16 protein-coding genes are annotated in these 17,907 nt (G+C 72.1%); 8 read left to right on the top strand and 8 right to left on the bottom strand.

Translation table 11 applies throughout. From position 1 onward, the window contains the following. The first annotated feature begins 8 nt into the window (after positions 1 to 8). Genes nuoL through AB0J24_RS22890 form a run of 4 tightly spaced genes read left to right on the top strand, consistent with a single transcriptional unit; the run spans position 9 to position 6,255 of the window. On the top strand, positions 9 to 1,943 hold the full coding sequence (nuoL, locus tag AB0J24_RS22875; protein ID WP_358684610.1) for an NADH-quinone oxidoreductase subunit L: 1,935 nt from the start codon (positions 9 to 11) through the stop codon (positions 1,941 to 1,943). Continuing rightward, a complete protein-coding gene (locus AB0J24_RS22880; protein ID WP_358684533.1) occupies positions 1,943 to 3,595 on the top strand; it encodes an NADH-quinone oxidoreductase subunit M in 1,653 nt (550 codons plus the stop codon). Before nuoL ends, AB0J24_RS22880 begins: the two co-directional genes overlap by 1 nt. Then, positions 3,592 to 5,229, top strand: coding sequence for an NADH-quinone oxidoreductase subunit NuoN (gene nuoN / locus AB0J24_RS22885; protein ID WP_358684536.1), 1,638 nt, complete (start codon positions 3,592 to 3,594; stop codon positions 5,227 to 5,229). Before AB0J24_RS22880 ends, nuoN begins: the two co-directional genes overlap by 4 nt. A gap of 48 nt (positions 5,230 to 5,277) precedes the next feature. Then, entirely contained in the window at positions 5,278 to 6,255 is a 978-nt protein-coding gene (locus AB0J24_RS22890; RefSeq protein ID WP_358684613.1) for a polyprenyl synthetase family protein, read from the top strand. Here the strand turns inward: AB0J24_RS22890 and rarD are convergent. Next, positions 6,231 to 7,166: an EamA family transporter RarD gene (rarD, locus tag AB0J24_RS22895; RefSeq protein ID WP_358684539.1), complete on the bottom strand. Its 936-nt coding sequence runs from the start codon at positions 7,164 to 7,166 to the stop codon at positions 6,231 to 6,233. The two genes, AB0J24_RS22890 and rarD, sit on opposite strands and share 25 nt — an antisense overlap. A gap of 152 nt (positions 7,167 to 7,318) precedes the next feature. Here rarD and AB0J24_RS22900 point away from each other — a divergent pair, with 152 nt between their 5' ends. Continuing rightward, positions 7,319 to 8,329 carry a hypothetical protein gene (locus tag AB0J24_RS22900; protein ID WP_358684542.1) on the top strand — a complete coding sequence of 337 codons (1,011 nt, stop codon included), beginning with the start codon at positions 7,319 to 7,321 and terminating at the stop codon, positions 8,327 to 8,329. Positions 8,330 to 8,339: 10 nt separating this feature from the next. On the opposite strand, the gene AB0J24_RS22905 is transcribed toward AB0J24_RS22900, so the two are convergent. From AB0J24_RS22905 to AB0J24_RS22915, 3 genes are all read right to left on the bottom strand, one after another. Continuing rightward, positions 8,340 to 9,395 (bottom strand): 2-oxoacid:ferredoxin oxidoreductase subunit beta, encoded by a 1,056-nt coding sequence (locus tag AB0J24_RS22905; RefSeq protein WP_358684545.1) that lies wholly within the window; start codon positions 9,393 to 9,395, stop codon positions 8,340 to 8,342. Beyond that, positions 9,392 to 11,317 carry a 2-oxoacid:acceptor oxidoreductase subunit alpha gene (locus tag AB0J24_RS22910; RefSeq protein ID WP_358684547.1) on the bottom strand — a complete coding sequence of 642 codons (1,926 nt, stop codon included), beginning with the start codon at positions 11,315 to 11,317 and terminating at the stop codon, positions 9,392 to 9,394. Before AB0J24_RS22910 ends, AB0J24_RS22905 begins: the two co-directional genes overlap by 4 nt. Positions 11,318 to 11,444: 127 nt before the next feature. Continuing rightward, complete coding sequence (locus tag AB0J24_RS22915; protein WP_358684549.1) at positions 11,445 to 12,218, bottom strand: enoyl-CoA hydratase; 774 nt, start codon at positions 12,216 to 12,218, stop codon at positions 11,445 to 11,447. A 149-nt stretch (positions 12,219 to 12,367) separates the two neighbouring features. Between AB0J24_RS22915 and htpX the strand changes: the two genes are divergently transcribed. Together htpX and AB0J24_RS22925 are read left to right on the top strand one after the other, a co-directional pair. Next, positions 12,368 to 13,234 carry a zinc metalloprotease HtpX gene (gene htpX, locus AB0J24_RS22920; protein WP_358684615.1) on the top strand — a complete coding sequence of 289 codons (867 nt, stop codon included), beginning with the start codon at positions 12,368 to 12,370 and terminating at the stop codon, positions 13,232 to 13,234. A gap of 87 nt (positions 13,235 to 13,321) precedes the next feature. Further along, positions 13,322 to 13,873 (top strand): hypothetical protein, encoded by a 552-nt coding sequence (locus tag AB0J24_RS22925; RefSeq protein WP_358684551.1) that lies wholly within the window; start codon positions 13,322 to 13,324, stop codon positions 13,871 to 13,873. 46 nt (positions 13,874 to 13,919) lie between these two features. Here AB0J24_RS22925 and AB0J24_RS22930 read toward each other — a convergent pair whose 3' ends face one another. Continuing rightward, positions 13,920 to 14,450 (bottom strand): TetR/AcrR family transcriptional regulator, encoded by a 531-nt coding sequence (locus AB0J24_RS22930; RefSeq protein WP_358684553.1) that lies wholly within the window; start codon positions 14,448 to 14,450, stop codon positions 13,920 to 13,922. Positions 14,451 to 14,548: 98 nt separating this feature from the next. On the opposite strand from AB0J24_RS22930, the gene AB0J24_RS22935 reads away from it, so the two are divergent. Then, complete coding sequence (locus AB0J24_RS22935; protein ID WP_358684555.1) at positions 14,549 to 15,295, top strand: CPBP family intramembrane glutamic endopeptidase; 747 nt, start codon at positions 14,549 to 14,551, stop codon at positions 15,293 to 15,295. A gap of 35 nt (positions 15,296 to 15,330) precedes the next feature. Here AB0J24_RS22935 and AB0J24_RS22940 read toward each other — a convergent pair whose 3' ends face one another. From AB0J24_RS22940 to AB0J24_RS22950, 3 genes are all read right to left on the bottom strand, one after another. Next, positions 15,331 to 15,909: a flavin reductase family protein gene (locus AB0J24_RS22940; RefSeq protein WP_358684558.1), complete on the bottom strand. Its 579-nt coding sequence runs from the start codon at positions 15,907 to 15,909 to the stop codon at positions 15,331 to 15,333. Then, positions 15,906 to 16,442 (bottom strand): NAD(P)H-dependent oxidoreductase, encoded by a 537-nt coding sequence (locus AB0J24_RS22945; protein ID WP_358684561.1) that lies wholly within the window; start codon positions 16,440 to 16,442, stop codon positions 15,906 to 15,908. Before AB0J24_RS22945 ends, AB0J24_RS22940 begins: the two co-directional genes overlap by 4 nt. A gap of 133 nt (positions 16,443 to 16,575) precedes the next feature. Further along, on the bottom strand, positions 16,576 to 17,907 hold the full coding sequence (locus AB0J24_RS22950) for an NtaA/DmoA family FMN-dependent monooxygenase (protein WP_358684563.1): 1,332 nt from the start codon (positions 17,905 to 17,907) through the stop codon (positions 16,576 to 16,578).

Consider the following 17,907-nt stretch of genomic DNA (forward strand, 5'->3'; position numbering starts at 1 on the left):
CCACTGCGCTGGCGCAGGACGCGGCCGAGGCCTCCGGCGCCGCGTCGCTGGCCTGGTTGCTGATCGCGCTCCCCGCCGCCGGTGCGCTCGTCCTGTTCCTCGCGGGCCGCCGGGCCGACGCCTGGGGCCACTGGCTCGGCGTCGCCACCGTCGCCGGCTCGTTCGCGATCGGTCTCGCGATCTTCGTGCAGACGCTCGGCCTGGCCCCGGACGAGCGGCTGCGCGAGCAGTCGCTCTGGTCCTGGATGTCCTCCGGGGCGCTCGACGTCGACTTCGGACTCCGGCTCGACCCCCTGTCCATCACGTTCGTCCTGCTGATCACCGGTGTCGGCGCGCTCATCCACCTCTACTCGGTGGGCTACATGAGCCACGACCCGAACCGGCGCCGCTTCTTCGCCCAGCTGAACCTGTTCGTCGCGGCGATGCTGGTGCTGGTGCTGGGCAACAACTTCGTGATGCTCTACCTCGGCTGGGAGGGCGTCGGCCTGGCGTCCTACCTGCTGATCGGGTTCTTCCAGGACCGGCCGGCCGCGGCGACCGCGGCGAAGAAGGCCTTCATCATGAACCGGGTCGGTGACGTCGGCCTGGCCATCGCGATCTTCCTGATCTGGCTGGAGCTCGGCTCCCTGCAGTACTCGGAGGTCTTCGCCCGGATCGGTGAGGTGCCCGGCGGGACGGTCCTGGCGATCACCCTGCTGCTCCTGCTCGGCGCCTGCGGCAAGTCCGGTCAGTTCCCGCTGCAGGCGTGGCTGCCGGACGCGATGGAGGGCCCGACCCCGGTCTCCGCGCTCATCCACGCGGCGACCATGGTCACCGCGGGTGTCTACCTGATCGCCCGCGCCGCGCCGATCTACAACCTCTCGGAGACCGGCCGGCTGGTCGTCTGCCTGATCGGCGTGGTGACGCTGATGATCGGCGCGATCGTCGGCTGCGCCTACGACGACATCAAGAAGGTGCTCGCGTACTCGACGGTGAGCCAGATCGGCTACATGATCCTGGCGGTCGGGCTGGGGCCGGTCGGTTACGCGCTGGGCATCCTGCACCTGCTCACGCACGGCTTCTTCAAGGCGGGGCTCTTCCTCGGCGCCGGATCGGTCATGCACGCCATGAACGACGACGTCGACATGCGCCGCTTCGGTGGCCTCTGGCGCACGATGCCGGTCACCTTCGTGACCTTCGGCCTCGGCTACCTCGCGCTGATCGGGTTCCCGTTCCTGGCCGGCTACTACTCCAAGGACGCGATCATCGCGGCCGCCTTCGCCCAGGGCGGCTGGCAGGGCTGGGTGTTCGGCGGGTTCGCGACGCTGGCGGCCGGGCTCACCGGCTTCTACATGACCCGCCTGATGCTGATGACCTTCTTCGGCGAGAGCCGCTGGAAGGAGCTGCGCTCCACCGACGGCCGCGAGTACCACCCGCACGAGTCACCGGTCTCGATGACCGCGCCGATGGTCGTGCTCGCGTTCGGCTCGGTGTTCGCCGGGTTCCTGCTCTACCCGGTGCTGCCGGGCTGGCTGGCCCCGTCGGTCGGGGAGCGGGTGGCCGCCGAGGGCGGCCCGGTGCCGTACTCGGTGGTGCCGTTCCTGGTGGTCGGCGTGTCGCTGCTCGGTGTGCTGCTGGCCTACCTGTTCGTCGGGCGCCGCCCGGTCCCGGTGCAGCGCCCGCAGCGGGTCTCGCCGGTGGTCGCCGCGGCCCGCGCGGACCTGGGCGCGAACGCGTTCAACGAGGCGTTCCTCGAACGGCCCGGGATCTGGCTCACCCGGCTGCTGGTCTTCTTCGACAACCGCGGGATCGACGGCCTGGTCAACGGCACGGCCGCCGCGTTCGGCGGCGGCTCCGGCAGGCTCCGCCGGACACAGACCGGGTTCGTCCGGTCCTACGCACTCTCGATGCTCGGCGGCGGGGTCCTCATCGTCGCCGCGATGCTGGCGGTGAGGTTCGCCTGATGATCGCTCCCCTTGACCCCATCGTCCCGGGCAGCGGCGGCAACCCGCTGCTGATCGTGCTGCTCCTGGTACCGCTGGTCGGAGCCGCGGCGCTCTACCCGGCGCGCCGCAACGCAGCCGCCGCCAAGGCGATCGCGATGGTGACCGCGCTGGTCGAGCTCGCGCTCGTCGTCGTGGCGTGGTCGCTGTACTCCGTCCCGGCGGCGCAGGCCGGCACCCGGTTCCAGTTCGAGTTCTCGGCGCCGTGGATCCCGGCCTTCGGCACGCACATCGCGTTCGGGGTGGACGGCATCTCGCTGGCGCTGATCGCGCTCACCGCGTTCCTGGTGCCGATCCTGCTGCTGTTCGCCTGGTCGGAGAAGCTGCCCGAGGGCCGCTCGGTGGCCGGCTACTTCGGGCTGCTGCTCGCCACCCAGTCGACGCTCGTCGGGGTGTTCGCCGCCACCGACGTGTTCCTGTTCTACGTGTTCTTCGAGGCCATGCTGGTCCCGATGTACTTCCTGATCGGCCGCTTCGGCGGCCCGCGACGGCAGTACGCGGCGGTCAAGTTCTTCCTGTACTCGCTGCTCGGCGGGCTGATCATGCTCGCGTCGCTGATCGGGCTGTACGTGACCAGCGCCGAGCAGCTCGGCCGGGGCACGTTCACCTGGGCGGACCTGCAGGCGATCGCGGCCGACACGCCGACCGCGGTCCAGATCTGGCTGTTCCTCGGCTTCTTCGTCGCGTTCGCGATCAAGGCCCCGCTGGTGCCGTTCCACACCTGGCTGCCCGACGCCGGCGCCGAGGCACCGATCGTCGCCGCCGTGCTGCTGGTCGGTGTGCTCGACAAGGTCGGCACCTACGGCTTCCTGCGCTACCTGCTGCCGCTGTTCCCGCAGGCCAGCCAGGTGCTCGCGCCGGTGGTGCTGGTGCTTGCGGTCGCCGGGATCATCTACGCCGCGCTGCTCGCCGTCGGTCAGACCGACATGGGCCGGTTCGTCGCCTACACCTCGGTGGCGCACTTCGGGTTCATCGCGCTCGGGGTGTTCGCGTTCTCCAGCCAGGCGTTCGCCGGTGCCACCCTCTACATGGTCAACCACGGTCTCTCGACCGGGATGCTGTTCCTGATGGTCGGCATGCTGATCGCCCGTGGCGGCTCCCGTCTGATCTCCGACTACGGCGGTGTCGCCAAGCTCGCACCGGTGATGGCGGGCTGCCTGCTGCTGGCCGGGATGAGCTCGTTGGCGCTGCCCGGGACGAACTCGTTCGTCTCCGAGTTCCTGGTGCTGATCGGCTCGTTCCCGACCAGGCCGGTGTTCACGATCATCGCGACCGTCGGGATCATCTTCGCGGCGCTGTACGTGCTGTGGTTCTACCAGCGCACGATGCAGGGCCCGGTGCGCGGCGGCGCCGTGATCGCCGCGCTGGAGCGCGGCGGCGCGGGTGGTCCGGGCACCATGCTGGACCCGGGCGTGGCCGCGGACCGGAACAAGGCAGGCTTCCCCGACCTGGGTCGCCGTGAGGTCGGGCTGCTCGCACCGCTGATCGTGGTGATCGTGGTGCTCGGCTTCTACCCGGCCCCGGTGCTCGACGTGATCAACCCGTCGGTGACGGCGACCATGGCCGAACTCGGCCTGCCCGACCCGGTGCCCGCTGGAGGGATCGTCCGATGAGTTCCGTGGCCCAGGCCGTGTCCCAGGTGCCGACGCAGATCGAGATGCCGCCGATCGACTGGGCGGCGTCGGCGCCGCTGTGGATCGTGTTCGCCGGAGCGTGCGTCTCGGTGCTGCTGGAGGCCTTCCTGCCGCGGCACCAGCGCTGGCCGGTGCAGGTGGTCGCGACCGGGCTGACCCTGCTCGCGGCACTGGTCGCGCTCGCCGGGTACGCGCTGTCGAGCCCGGAGCCGGTACTGACCTTCGGTGCCGCGCTGGCGGTCGACGCGCCCGCGCTGTTCCTCTGGGGCACCCTGATCGTGCTGACGGTCCCCAGCCTGCTGCTGCTCGCCGACCGCTCCGTCGAACCCGGCGGGGTGTTCGTCGCCTCCGCCGCCGAGCGGGCCGCGGCCCGGGCCGGTGGTTCCGGGTCGGTCCCGGCGGGCGGCGGCGCCGACCCGCTGGTGGAGCACGTCGACCGGTCCTACGGCACGCCGGACCAGACCCCGACGATGCAGACCGAGCCGTTCCCGTTCGTGCTGTTCGCGCTCGGCGGGATGATGGCGTTCGTCGCGGCGAACGACCTGCTGACGATGTTCATCGCGCTCGAGGTGCTGTCGCTGCCGCTGTACCTGCTCTGCGGTCTCGCCCGGCGTCGCCGGCTGCTCTCCCAGGAGGCGGCCGTCAAGTACTTCCTGCTGGGCGCGTTCGGGTCGGCGTTCTTCCTGTACGGGATCGCGCTGCTCTACGGCTACGCGGGCTCGGTGCGGCTCTCCGAGATCTCCGAGTCCGCCGCGGGTTCGCTCACCTCGGACACGCTGCTGTTCGCCGGGCTGGCGCTGCTGCTGGTCGGTCTGCTGTTCAAGGGTTCGGTGGCGCCGTTCCACACCTGGACGCCCGACGTCTACCAGGGCGCGCCGACACCGGTCACCGCGTTCATGGCGGCCTGCACCAAGGTCGCGGCGTTCGGCGCGATCGCCCGGGTGCTCTACGTCGCGTTCGGCTCCACCGTGTGGGAGTGGCGCCCGGTGCTGTGGGCGGTCGCGATCGTCTCGATGGTCGTCGGCGCCGTGCTGGGCCTCACCCAGACCGACGTGAAGCGGATGATCGCGTACTCCTCGATCGCGCACGCCGGGTTCCTGATGCTCGGCGCGATGGCGATCACCCCGGACGGCACCGCCGGGCTGCTGTTCTACCTGGTGGCCTACGGCTTCACCACGATCGCCGTGTTCGGCGTGGTCTCGCTGGTCCGCGGGCCGGACGGCGAGGCGGGCCACCTGTCGGCGTGGGCCGGGCTGGCGAAGCGCTCGCCGCTGACCGCAGGGGTCATGACGTTCCTCCTGCTCGCGCTCGCCGGCATCCCGCTGACCAGTGGTTTCACCGCGAAGTTCGCGCTGTTCTCGGCCGCCGCCGCGGACGGCATGGTGCCGCTGGTGGTGATCGCGCTGGTCGCCTCGGCGGTCGCCGCGTTCTTCTACCTGCGGGTGGTCGTGCTCATGTGGTTCAGCGAACCCGCCGAGGACGGTCCGACGGTCGTCGTCCCGGGTGCGTTCACCACGGTCGCCATCACGCTGGGCACCCTGGCGACGCTCGTCCTCGGGATTCTGCCCACACCCGTCCTCGAATGGGCCGCCAGCGGCGCGTTCGTCGGCTGACGTTCGTACGCTGTGGGGGTGGATACACAGAGTGTGGCCGGGGTCCGGATGGCCGATCCGGTCCTGGCCGAGGCCACGGCGGACGGGCTGAAGCGGGTGGAGGACCTGCTGCACCGCGAGGTGCACAGCGACTACGAGTTCGTCACCGAGACCTCGTTGCACCTGATCGAGGCGGGCGGCAAGCGGTTCCGGCCGCTGTTCACGTTGCTGGCGGCCCAGGTGGGGCCGCATCCGGAGCGCGACGAGGTGGTCACGGCGGCGGCCGTGGTGGAGCTCATCCACCTGGCGACGCTGTACCACGACGACGTGATGGACGAGGCCGCGATGCGCCGCGGCGCGGAGTCGGCGAACTCCCGCTGGGACAACTCGATCGCGATCCTCACCGGTGACTTCCTGTTCGCGCACGCGTCGCGGCTCGTCGCCGACCTGGGCCCGGACGCGGTCCGGATCATCGCCGAGACCTTCGCCCAGCTGGTGACCGGCCAGATGCGCGAGACCCGCGGCCCGAAGGCCTCGGACGACCCGGTCGAGCACTACCTGCGGGTGGTGGGGGAGAAGACCGGTTCGTTGATCGCCACGTCCGGGCGGTACGGCGGGATGTTCTCGCTGGCCCCCGAGGAGCACGTCGAGGCACTGCGCCGGTTCGGTGACCTGATCGGCACCGCCTTCCAGATCTCCGACGACATCATCGACATCGCCAGCCCGGCGGGTGACTCCGGCAAGACGCCGGGGACCGACCTGCGGGAGGGAGTGCACACGTTGCCGATGTTGTACGCGCTGCGCGACGGTGACGACTCGGCGTCGTCGCGCCGGCTCCGTGAGCTGCTGGCCGCCCCGGTCACCGACGACGGCGAGGTCGCCGAGGCGCTGGAACTGCTGCGGTCCGGGGCGGCGCTGGTGAAGGCACGCGAGACGGTGTCCGGATACGCCGACCGGGCCCGCGCGGAACTCGACGTGCTGCCGGCCTGCCCCGCGATCGACGCGCTGCGGACACTGACCGACTACACCGTCGACCGCACCGGCTGAGCAGCGCGGCGGGCCCGCCGCACCAGGTCGACGGTGAACAGCACCAGCGCGGCCCAGACCAGGGCGAACCCGACCCAGCGGACGGTGGGCATGTCCTCGCCGACGGCGAACACGCCCCACAGGAACTGCAGGGTCGGGTTGATGTAGAGCAGCACACCCAGTGTGCTCAGCGGGATCCGGCGCGCGGACACGCCGTAGAGCAGCAGCGGCAGCGCCGTCGCCGGCCCTGCCGACAGCATCAGCAGCAGGTGCCAGGGGCCCAGGTCGAACAACGTCCCGGCCCCGGAGCTCTCCAGGACCACCAGGTACACCGCCGCCGGGAGAACGAGGACCAGACCCTCGGCGGTGAGGCTGGTCGCCGCCGGGAGCCGCACCGTCGCCTTGAGCAGGCCGTAGATCCCGAACGAGCAGGCCAGGGCCATCGACAGCCAGGGCGGGGTGCCGGCCCCGATGCCGATGACCAGCACGGCGACGGCGGCCAGCGCCAGCGCCGCCCACTGCGCCGCGCGCAGCCGCTCCCGCAGCACGGCGACACCGAGCAGCACCCCGACCAGCGGCGTCATGTAGTAGCCGAGCGCGATCTCCACGACCCGGCCGACCGACACTCCCCAGATGAACAGGCCCCAGTTCACCGCGATGAACAGCGCGGCGGCACAGGTGGCCAGCCAGCCCCGCAGGTCGAGCCCCCTCAGTTCGCGCCACCCGCGCAGCACGGTGAGGACGGCGGCCATCAGCACCGTCGTCCAGACGATCCGGTGGGCGAGCACCTCGATCGGCGCCGCCGGGTCCAGCAGCGGCCAGAACGCCGGGAACAGGCCCCACAGCACGTACGAGGCGATCCCGGCGGCCAGGCCCTTCCGGTCCAGCTCGTCCCGGCCGGGGGTGGTTCGTTCGGGCGAATGCGTCGTCATCCCGTTACCGCTCCGTCGCCCGTCACGGGCACCATGATCCGGGAAGGGTACGCGGAGGCGCGACCGCGATGACGGCGTGCACGATCCGTGATACCAAGCACTGATACCAAGCACTGCGCCCGGAGAGCTCCCGGGCGGACGGAGGTCCGGTCATGGGCTGGATGTGGGCACTGCTCGCGATCGTCGTCGTGCTCGCCGTGGTCGGGCTGCTGGTGGCCCGGGCGCGCGACGACGGCCCGGACGAGGCAGCGGAGGTGCGCGAGGCCGGAGGGCGCGACGTGGAGCCGCCGCAGGCTCCCGGTCTGTTCGACACCGCGACACCGGTCGATCCCGCGGCGGCGGCCGCCGGGGCCCACGTACCGTCCCCCGACGCAGGCCCGATCGGTCCCGGGCCGGCGGCCGGGGCCGGGGGCGAGCCGGAGCCCGACACGGGGTCCGCCCCGGAACCCGACCCGAAGTCCGGCCCGGAGTCCGTCACGAAGTCCGCCCCGGAACCCGTCACGGAGTCCGGCCCGGAGCCCGGCACCGAGCGCGAGGTGTCGGCGGGCGCCCGGTCCGATGCGGCGGCGCGGACAGCGCGCGACGTGCCGGCGGGCACCCGGCCCGAGGCGGCGGCAGGGACGGCGGGCGAGGGCCCGGTCGACGACGCCCCGTCGGTGCCGCGGCCCCGCGCAGCGGAGGAACCCACCACCCTGGTGCCCGAGCAGGCCGGTGCCGAGGCAGGGGAGGACGAACCCGGTGGGCGGCACGCGCTGCCCGACGACGTCGAACCCGCACCGCTGCCGGAGCCGGTGCTTCCCGAGCAGGCCGGGCCGCCCGAACCGCTGCTGCCCACCCGCCCCGCGCGACCGGCCCAGCCGCCCGCGACCGGTGGTTCGGCGCTGGCCGCGTTGGACTCGCGGCTGATCGGGCCCGCGGCGGCCTCGGCGCCGCTGCCCGAGGGCGTGCGGCCCGGACCGTACCTGGGGTCCGTCCTGGCACCCGAGGACGGATCCGAGCCGCCCGAGACACATCGGGTGAAGGTGCACAGCGGGTCCCGCCGGTTCCACACCACGGAGTCCCCGTACTACGTGCGGACGCGGGCCGACCTCTACTTCGAGAGCGAGTCCGGTGCCCGGGCGGCCGGGTTCATCGCCTGGCACGAGCGGCCCGGCGCGCGCTGAGATCGTCCGGTCAGAGGATGGTCCAGGTGTCCTGTCCGTTGAGCAGGGCCTGCAGGTCGGCGGTGCCGTTGCGTTCGGCGTGTGCGACCTGGGCGCGGGCGGCGTCGTCGTAGGTGGGGCGGGGGGCGTTGCGGAAGACGCCGGTGACGGTGTGGGTGAGGTCCTGGTCGGACAGGCGGGACAGGGCGAAGGCGAGTTCGTGGTCGGTCTGGTCGTGCACCACGATGTCGGGCTGCGTCACGCTCGCCGCGTCGACGACCGTGAGGCCGAATCCGTCGCGGACGACGGCCCGACGTGTGTCGTCGGCGCCGAAGACGATGGGTTCGCCGTGGGTGAGCGGGATGATCCGCTGGTCCTTGGTGTCGGGTTTGCGCAGGACGTCGAAGCTGCCGTCGTTGAAGATGGGGCAGTCCTGGAAGATCTCGACCAGGGCGGCGCCGCGGTGCGCGGCGGCGGCGGCCAGCACGCTGGTGAGGCCCTTGCGGTCGGAGTCCAGGGCTCGTCCGACGAAGGAGGCTTCGGCGCCCAGGGCCAGGGAGATGGGGTTGAAGGGGTGGTCGAGCGAGCCCATGGGGGTGGACTTGGTGACCTTCCCGACCTCGCTGGTGGGGCTGTACTGGCCCTTGGTCAGGCCGTAGATGCGGTTGTTGAACAGCAGGATGGTGATGTTGACGTTGCGGCGCAGGGCGTGGATGAGGTGGTTGCCGCCGATCGACAGTGCGTCGCCGTCGCCGGTGACGACCCAGACGCTGAGGTCGGGACGGGTGGTGGCCAGGCCGGTGGCGATGGTGGGGGCACGGCCGTGGATGGAGTGCATCCCGTAGGTGTTGAGGTAGTAGGGGAACCGGCTCGAGCAGCCGATGCCGGAGACGAACACGGTGTTCTCACGGCGGATGCCCAGGGTGGGCAGGAACTGGCGGACCGCGGCGAGCACGGCGTAGTCGCCGCAGCCCGGGCACCAGCGGACCTCCTGGTCGGAGGTGAAGTCCTTCGCGGTCTGCTTCTCCTCGGTGTGCGGGACCTGGTCGAGTCCGCCGATCGAGGGCAGCCCGAGGTCGGTGCTCACGTGTGGGCCTCCAGTCCGGTGAGGTGGTCGAGGAACACGTCCTGGAGTTCCTCGGCGCCGAAGGGCAGCCCGGCGACCTTGGTGTAGGACTTGACGTCGACGAGGTGCCGGGCGCGCAGCAGCATCGCCAGCTGGCCCAGGTTCATCTCCGGGCACAGCACCGTGCGGTAGCGCGAGAGGACCTCGCCGAGGTTGGCCGGCATCGGGTTGAGGTGGCGCAGGTGCGCGGTGGCGACCCGGTGGCCGAGCTTGCGCACGCGCCGCGCGGCGGCGTTGATCGGGCCGTAGGTCGAGCCCCAGCCGATGACCAGCAGGGGCGCGCCCGGGCTGTCGGGGCCGGCGTCGGGGTCGTCGACGACCAGGTCGGGCACCTCGATACCGTCGATCTTCGCGGCGCGCAGGCGGACCATGCGGTCGTGGTTGTCGGGGTCGTAGGAGATCGAGCCGCGCCCGTCGGCCTTCTCCAGTCCGCCGACCCGGTGTTCGAGCCCGGGGGTGCCCGGGATCGCCCAGGGGCGGGCCAGGGTCTCGGGGTCACGCAGGTAGGGCCAGAACTCCCCGGACCCGTCGGGGGCGTTGGGTGCGGTGGCGAAGCCCGGGTCGACGGTGGGCAGCGACTCGGCGTCGGGGACCTTCCACGGCTCCGAACCGTTGGCCAGCGCACCGTCGGAGAGCAGCATCACCGGGGTGCGGTAGCGGACCGCGATCGCGGCGGCCTCGACCGCGGCGGAGAAACAGTCCCCCGGGGTCGAGGGGGCGATCACCGGCAGCGGTGCCTCGCCGTTGCGGCCGTGCAGGGCCTGGAGCAGGTCGGCCTGTTCGGTCTTGGTCGGCAGCCCGGTCGAGGGCCCGCCGCGCTGGACGTCGATCACCAGCAGCGGCAGCTCCAGCGCGACGGCCAACCCGACCGTCTCGGCCTTGAGCGCCACCCCCGGACCGGAGGTGGTGGTGACCCCGAGCGCGCCGCCGAAGCTGGCGCCCAGCGCGGCACCGACACCGGAGATCTCGTCCTCGGCCTGGAAGGTGGTCACACCGAAGGACTTGTGCCGCGACAGCTCGTGCAGGATGTCCGAGGCCGGGGTGATCGGGTAGGTGCCCAGGAACACCGGCAGCCCCGTGGTGCGACCGGCGGCGATGATGCCGTAGGCGAGCGCGGTGTTACCGGTGATCTGCCGGTAGGTGCCCGGGTCCAGCGCGGCCGGGGCGACCTCGTAGGTGACCGCGAACGCCTCGGTCGTCTCGCCGTAGGCGTGCCCGGCCCGGAACGCCAGGATGTTGGCCTCGGCGATCTCGGGACGCTTGGCGAACTTCTCCCGCAGGAACCGTTCGGTCGACTCGGAGGGACGGTGATACATCCACGACAACAGCCCGAGCGCGAACATGTTCTTCGCCCGCTCGGCGTCCTTCTTCGACAGACCCGTCTCGGCCAGCGCACCCCGGGTCAGGGTCGCCATCGCCACCCCGTGGGTGGCGTAGGAGTCCAGCGAGCCGTCCTCGAGCGGGTTGGTCTCGTACCCGACCTTGGTCAGGTTCCGCTTCGTGAACTCGTCGGTGTTGACGATCAGCACCCCGCCCGGGGGAAGATCGGCGATGTTCGCCTTCAACGCCGCCGGGTTCATCGCCACCAGCACGTCCGGCCGGTCACCAGGGGTCAGGATGTCGTAGTTGGCGAAATGCAACTGGAACGAACTCACCCCGGGCAACGTCCCGGCAGGCGCCCGGATCTCGGCCGGGAAGTTCGGCAACGTGGACAGATCGTTGCCGAAGTTCGCCGTCTCCGAGGTGAACCGGTCACCGGTCAGCTGCATCCCGTCACCGGAGTCACCCGCGAACCGGATCACCACCCGGTCCCGCTGCACGACCTGCGGGCCCTGCTCGCCCCCGGAGTCGCGTGCCTCGACAGAGGTGTCGCTGGTGGTCATGGGCAGATCGGCCCCCGGTTCCGTCGATAGTGCGGTGCCAAGTCGAGGTTAACGCGCGAATCCGACCAGCGTCGCGCAGCCCTGGGCGCCGTCACAGGTCCGGTCCATCTGGTGGGAGTGACGTCACTCACTTGCTGCTGATCTTCTTCTGCAGCGCGGCGACGCGCTCGGCGAACGCGGCCGACCGGACGGACTCGGCCTGGGCGCGGACCTCGATGTCGGTCGCGTCGGCGTGCGCGTCGAGCCGGGAGGTGACGCGCAGAGTGGCCTTCGTCGTCTCGATGAGGTCCCGCGGGGCGGCCGCGGCCCGGCCGGCCAGCTCGCGTGCGGCGCCCAGCAGCTCGTCGTCGCTGTCGTAGGCGCGCCAGGCCAGTCCGACCCGCTCGGCGTCCCGGGCGTCGAGGACGTCGCCGAACAGCGTCATCGCGGCGGCCCCCTGGGCGCCCAGCGCGCGCTGCGCCATCCAGGTGAACCCGCCCCCGGGGTGCAGGCCGAGCTGCATGAACCGCACGTCGAACCGCGCGGTGGGCCCGGCCAGTCGGACGTCGCAGGCCAGCGCCAGGTTGATCCCGGCACCGACGGCGGCGCCGTTGACCGCCGCGAGGGTCGGCAGCGGGCAGGAGGCGAGGGCCAGGAAGCCGGAGTAGACACGCTTGAGCGTCGCCGGATCGGCCCGCTCCAGCTCGGCCAGATCACCACCGGCGCAGAACGCGGGCGGCTCGCCGGTGACGACGATCGCGCCGACCTCCGGTGTCGCGACCGCCCGGTCGACGGCCTCGACGAGCTTGCCCGACAGCTCCAGGTTCAACGCGTTGCGCCGGGCCGGGTTCGAGACGGTGAGCACCGCGACGCCGTCGGTGATGTCGGTGCGGACCTCGGTCGTGACCCCACTGTCGCTCATGGCAGGGATCATGCCCCGGCGGTGGGGCCGGGCGCATCCGGTCCGGCTGGTGCTGGGTCACACGTCGGCGCCCGGCGGGAACGTCGTGACCGGTTCGTCCGTTCGACGGGATGAACCCCCTGCAGGACCGCACGGAAGGTGAGGGCGGCGTGCACAGCCACATGAACGGCCTGAAGACGGCCGTGCTCCTCGGCGCGATGAGTGCCCTGATCATCGCGATCGGAGGCCTGATCGGGAGTCGCAGCGGTCTGGTGATCGCGCTGGTGATCGCGCTGGCGATGAACGGCTGGGCCTACTTCAACTCGGCGAAGCTGGCGCTGCGCTCGATGCACGCCCAGCCGATCACCGAGGCCGAGTACCCGCAGCTGTTCCGGATGGTGCGCGAGCTCAGCCAGCGGGCGCGCCAGCCGATGCCGGCGCTCTACATCAGCCCGACCGACGCGCCGAACGCGTTCGCGACCGGCCGCAACCCGCGCAACGCCGCGGTGTGCGTGACCACCGGCCTGCTGCAGCTGCTCGACGAGCGCGAGCTGCGGGCGGTCATCGGGCACGAGCTCAGCCACGTCTACAACCGGGACATCCTGATCTCGTCGGTGGCCGGGGCCATGGCGTCGGCCGTCTCCTTCATCGCGAACATGGCGATGTTCGCGTCGGTCTTCGGCGGCGGCGACGAGGACCGGCCCAACCCGATCGCGATCATCCTGGTCGCGATGCTCGGCCCTGTCGCCGCCGGCATCGTGCAGATGGCCGTCAGCCGGTCCCGGGAGTACCAGGCGGACGCCTCGGGCGCCGAGCTGACCGGTGACCCGCTGGGGCTCGCCTCGGCGCTGCACAAGCTCAAGTACGGGACGGCCGCCGCGCCGCTGCCGCCGGAGCCCCGACTGGCCTCGCAGTCGCACCTGATGATCGCCAACCCGTTCCGGCCGGGCGAGCGGATGGCCCGCTGGTTCTCCACGCACCCGCCGATGGAGGACCGGATCGCCCGCCTGCAGGCGATGGCCCGCAGGGCCGGCTGACCGGCCTCCCGGCCGTCGCGCGCGGTAACGGTCCCCGGGGGTGGGTGCGATGACACCGGTGGCAGCTCCCCCTTCGGAAGAGGAACGATGAGCGAGACCCCGAGCCGTGGACCGCGGCACGCCCTTGCCGACACCGGTTCGTCGGTGCCGGCCCAGGGCGGCCCACGGGAGGCGGCGGCGGACGTCCCCGGCGACGAGACCGACACGGCGGCGGCCCAGGCCCGGCCCGAGCCGACGGAGCAGCCGCTCGCCCTCGACGTGCCCCGCCAGGCGGAGGCCGGCCCGCGGTCCCGGCCCGACCCGCAGCCGTCCGGCGATCCGGTGGTGCAGGACCGGCTCGACGACGGGCCCACCCAGGCGCTTCCGGTGATCCCACGTCCCCGCGACCACGCCGTGCAGCGGGCCGGGCGGGCCCCGGAGCCGAGGCGTTCCGAGGCCGGTCCCGAGGCGTCAAGGGGGGCGGCGTCGCGCCGGGGCGGTGTGCTCGGCCTGATCGAGCTGCCGTCGTCGGTGCGGCCGGTGCTGCCGGCGGTACTCGGGGCGGCGACCGCGTTGCTGTTGGCTCTCGGTGTCGTCGCGGGGGTGAACGGGGCCTCCGAGCCGCCGCCCGTGCCGCCCGCCCCGGCCACCGCCCCCTGATCGTCTGCTCCCCGGTCACGCGAGGAACGGATCGGGCGCCGCCGGGTCAGGGTTCGACGAGCCGGACGAGCTCGCGCACCCGCGCCCGTTGGCGCTCCGGGGCGGCGGGGGCATGGTGCAGCAGCCCGTCCAGGGCGTGCACCACGGTCCGGGCCAGCTCGTCCGGGTCGGCCACTCCCGGCTCACGTCCGATGTGGAACGCGGCCTCGCGGACGCAGTCCTCGCGGAGCTCCTCGACGGCCGCCAGACCGGTGGGCGTCCGGGTGGCGACACGGGCGAAGAGCGCGTGCAGGTGCGGGCGGTCGGAATGCAGCTCGATCGCGGTGTCGGCGATCCGGAGCAGCGCCGTCACCGGGTCCGGTGGGTCCGCGCGCAGGGTCGCGAACACCTCGTCGAGGGTGGCCCGCGCCTGCGCGACGTGCCGGGTGACGAGCGTGTCGAGCAGTGCCTGCTTGTGCGGGAAGTACTGGTAGAGCGATCCGACGGACACCCCGGCCCGCTCGGCGATCCGGTTCGTGGTCGCGGCGCCGCCCTCCCGGTGGAAAACCTGAGCAGCCGCCGTCAGGATGATCTCCACGGTCTCCCTCGAGCGCTCCTGACGTGGTCTTCTCCGCACGGTGACCCCCCTCCCGGACGCGAGTTGTCGCCGGTCATCCGACCACGCAGGCTCAGGTCGTGACCAGTGTCCTGTTCGTCGACTACCCGGTGCGGTTGCTGCCCGGCCTGATCGTGCTGGGCGCGCTGTTCGTGGCGCTCGGCCGTGCGGCGCCGCTGCTGCGGATCGTGGTGCTGGTGCTGGGGTTCGTCCTTGTGCGCGACGCGATGACGCCGCTGGGCCTGTGGTCGCTCGGCAGCACGCCCGCGGGCACGACGTGGTTGCGGTTCCCGGCCGACCCGGTGGTGCTCGTCGTACTCGGCCTGGTCGGCGCGGCGGGGGCGGTGGCGGTCGCGTACGGGCCCCGCGATCTGCGGGGCCTCGTCGTGTGGGGGCGGTTGGGACCGCGTGCGGTGCTGACCGCGCTCGGCGCCGCCGCCGTCGTCTGGGGCCCACTGGTGGCGCTGTCCCGCGCTGTCCCGGTGGAGCAGCGCGGCGGTGCGGTCGCGCTCGCGCTGCTCCCGGCGATCGCCGTGCTCGCCTTCGGCGGGAACCTGCTGGAGGAGGTGCTGTTCCGGGGCCTCCTGCAGGGCTACCTGACCGGCCCGCTCGGCTGTCCGCCGCTACGCGCGGTGCTGCTGTCCGGGCTGTTCTTCGCGGCCGGGCACGTGTTCCTCGCCTCGACGGTCACCGACCTGGGCTGGCCGGTGCTCGCCTTCACCTTCGCCGAAGGGTTGCTCTGCGCGTGGGTGCGGTACCGGCACGGGGTGCTCGCCGCGACGCTGACGCACGGGACCGTCATCCTGGTGCTCGCCTCCGGCCTGTGAACCGGGGCGCGGTGCCGGCGCCGCGACCGGCCCCCTCACGTCGACGGGCCGCCGGCGAGTTCACGGAAGGTGCTGGCGTGGAAGATCAGTGGCTCCGCGCCGACGGTGCGCGCTGCCTGCACCCGCAGGAGCACGATCCCGTGGTCCCCGGCGGGCACGAGCTGTTCGACCGAGCAGTCCAGCTGGGCGGGCGAGCCCTCGACGAGGACCGCGCCCTCGGGGGTCGTGACGAGGTCGAGGCCGGCGAAGCGGTCGCCCTGCCTGCTGGCGAGCTGCCGGCAGGCGGCGGCGTGCCCGGCGCCCAGCACGCTGACCCCGAGCCGGGGCAGCTCGGCGAGCTCCGGCCAGGTCGTGGAGGTGTTCTGGATGCAGAACGACACCAGCGGGGGCTCCATCGAGACCGAGGTGAAGCTGCTGGCCGCCAGCCCCACGGGGCCGTGTGCGCCCTGGGCGCAGACGGCGACCACCCCGCTGGGGAAGTGTCCGTAGAGGGCCCGCAGGGCGGGGACGTCGAGCTGGCCGGCGGTGAGCCACGGTTGGCTCGGGATGTCGTGGACCGGCGTCCCCGGGCCGGTGCCACGGGCGGGGCGGCCGGCCGTGCGCGCCGCGCTCACGGTGTGCCCGCCGAGGCGCGGGCGCCGGCGACGGCGAGCAGTGCGGGTCCCCAGAGCTCCGCCCATCCGGCGAGCTGCCCGGTCAGCTCACCGGACTCGATCGCCGACTCCAGGACGTAGATGCCCCGGGTCGGGCAGGACGCCCCGATCTCGACCAGCACCGGCCGCAGCTGTTCCTCCACCGCCAGGCTGTGCAGCGGGGCGGCTCCGACCATGAGCGGCACGGTGGCCAGCGCCCGCAGCTGATCGCGACCGAACCGGTCCAGGAACGACTTGAGCAGGCCGGTGTAGGACGCCTTGTAGACCGGGGTGGCGACGATCAGCAGGTCCGCCTCCAGGACGGTCGCGGTGGCGGCCGCCACCGCGGGGTCGTCCCAGGTGAACAGGCCGGGCGCGAGCTCGGCCACCTCCACCGTCGACACGGCAGCCGAGGGTGCGACCGCGGCTGCCGCGGCGCGTCCCGCGGTCGCCGTGCGCGACCCGACCTTGGGGTTCCCGACGACCACCGCGACCCGGGCCACGGGGCCGGGCACACGGGGCGGGACATCTCTGGGTTGCAAGGACACGGTTCCTTTCGACGTCTGTCCGGACGGTTGCCGCGATCCACCGGACCGGGGCGGGCGCACCCCCGGCGGCGCGGGGTGACCGCCGGGGGTGCGGTCGTGCTCAGAACTCCTGGAGGTGGTGGGCCAGCGTGGTGCCGGTGTAACCGTCCCGGATCAGGCCGCGGCGCTTGAGGGCGGGAGCGAGCCCGTCGGTGATCTCGGCGATCCGCAACCGGGTCGGCGGGACGTAGAGCAGGAAACCGTCGAGGCCGGTCTCCTGGGCGATCTCACCCATCTTCCCGGCGACCGTGTCCGGTGACCCGACCAGGCCCAGGTCGGTGATCTGGAAGGACGTCGCGGCCACCTCGCGGAGTGTCTTGCCGGCCTGCGCCTGGAAGAGGTTGGCGATCGAGCTGTGCTCGCCGTTCTGCTTCGACAGGTCGATGTCGTCGACGAGGGTGTCCGGGTCGATGCCGCCGAAGTCGATCCTCCCGCCGGAGGTGTAGGACATGTTCCACAGGTTGTACTCGACGGCCAGGTCCGAGCGCCGCGCCGCCTCTTGTTGCGCCGCCCGGTCCTGCGCCTCGGCATCGGTGGCTGCGACCACCGGCATCGCGAGGAAGAGCAGCTTCACGTCGGAGGGCTTCCGGCCGTGCGCCGTGGTCCGGGTGTGCATGTCCTGCACGTACGCCGTGATGTCCTCGATGGTCTTGCACTGCACCATCTGGGTGTCCACGTGGGCGGCGGCCAGTTCGCGACCGGGCACCGATCCACCCGCGGAGGCGATCGGGACCTGCTTCTGCGGGCCGGGGATCGTGTTCAGCGGGCCGCGGCTGGAGAACCAGCGACCCTTGAAGTCGATCGGGTTGACCTTGGTGTGATCGGCGTACACCCCCTTCTCGAGGTCGGCGAGCACGGCCCCGTCCTCCCAGGAGTTCTGCAGGGCCTTGACCACCTCGACCCATTCGTGCGCCATCAGGTAGCGCTCGTCGTGGTCGAGGTGCCGGTCCATGCCGTAGTTCTGGGCCACCCGGTCGGTCACCGAGGTGACCACGTTCATGCCGACCCGCCCCTGGGTGAGGTGGTCGAGCGTGGTGAACAACCGGGCCGCGAGGTACGGGTGGTACTGGATCGTGGACACCGTCGGCACGATCCCGACGTGGTTCGTGCGCTGCGCCATCAGCGGGACCAGCGGCATCGGGTCGTTCTTGGGTGCCATGAACCCGCGCCGCAGCGACGTCTCGGCCGATCCCCGGTAGGTGTCCTCGACCATCGCGGTGTCCTCGATGAGGAGGTAGTCGAAGCAGGCCCGCTCGAGGGCGTCGGTCAGGTCGACGTAGAGGTCGGGCTTGCACCAGTCGAGGTGATTGGTGCCGGTGAAAGGCCCGTCGGCGGCGGGATTCCACGGCTGGATGCCGAAACCGTTGCCGAGGAACCATCCGAGGTGAAACAT

This window comes from Pseudonocardia sp. NPDC049635 (assembly GCF_040659795.1).
Lineage (GTDB): Bacteria > Actinomycetota > Actinomycetes > Mycobacteriales > Pseudonocardiaceae > Pseudonocardia.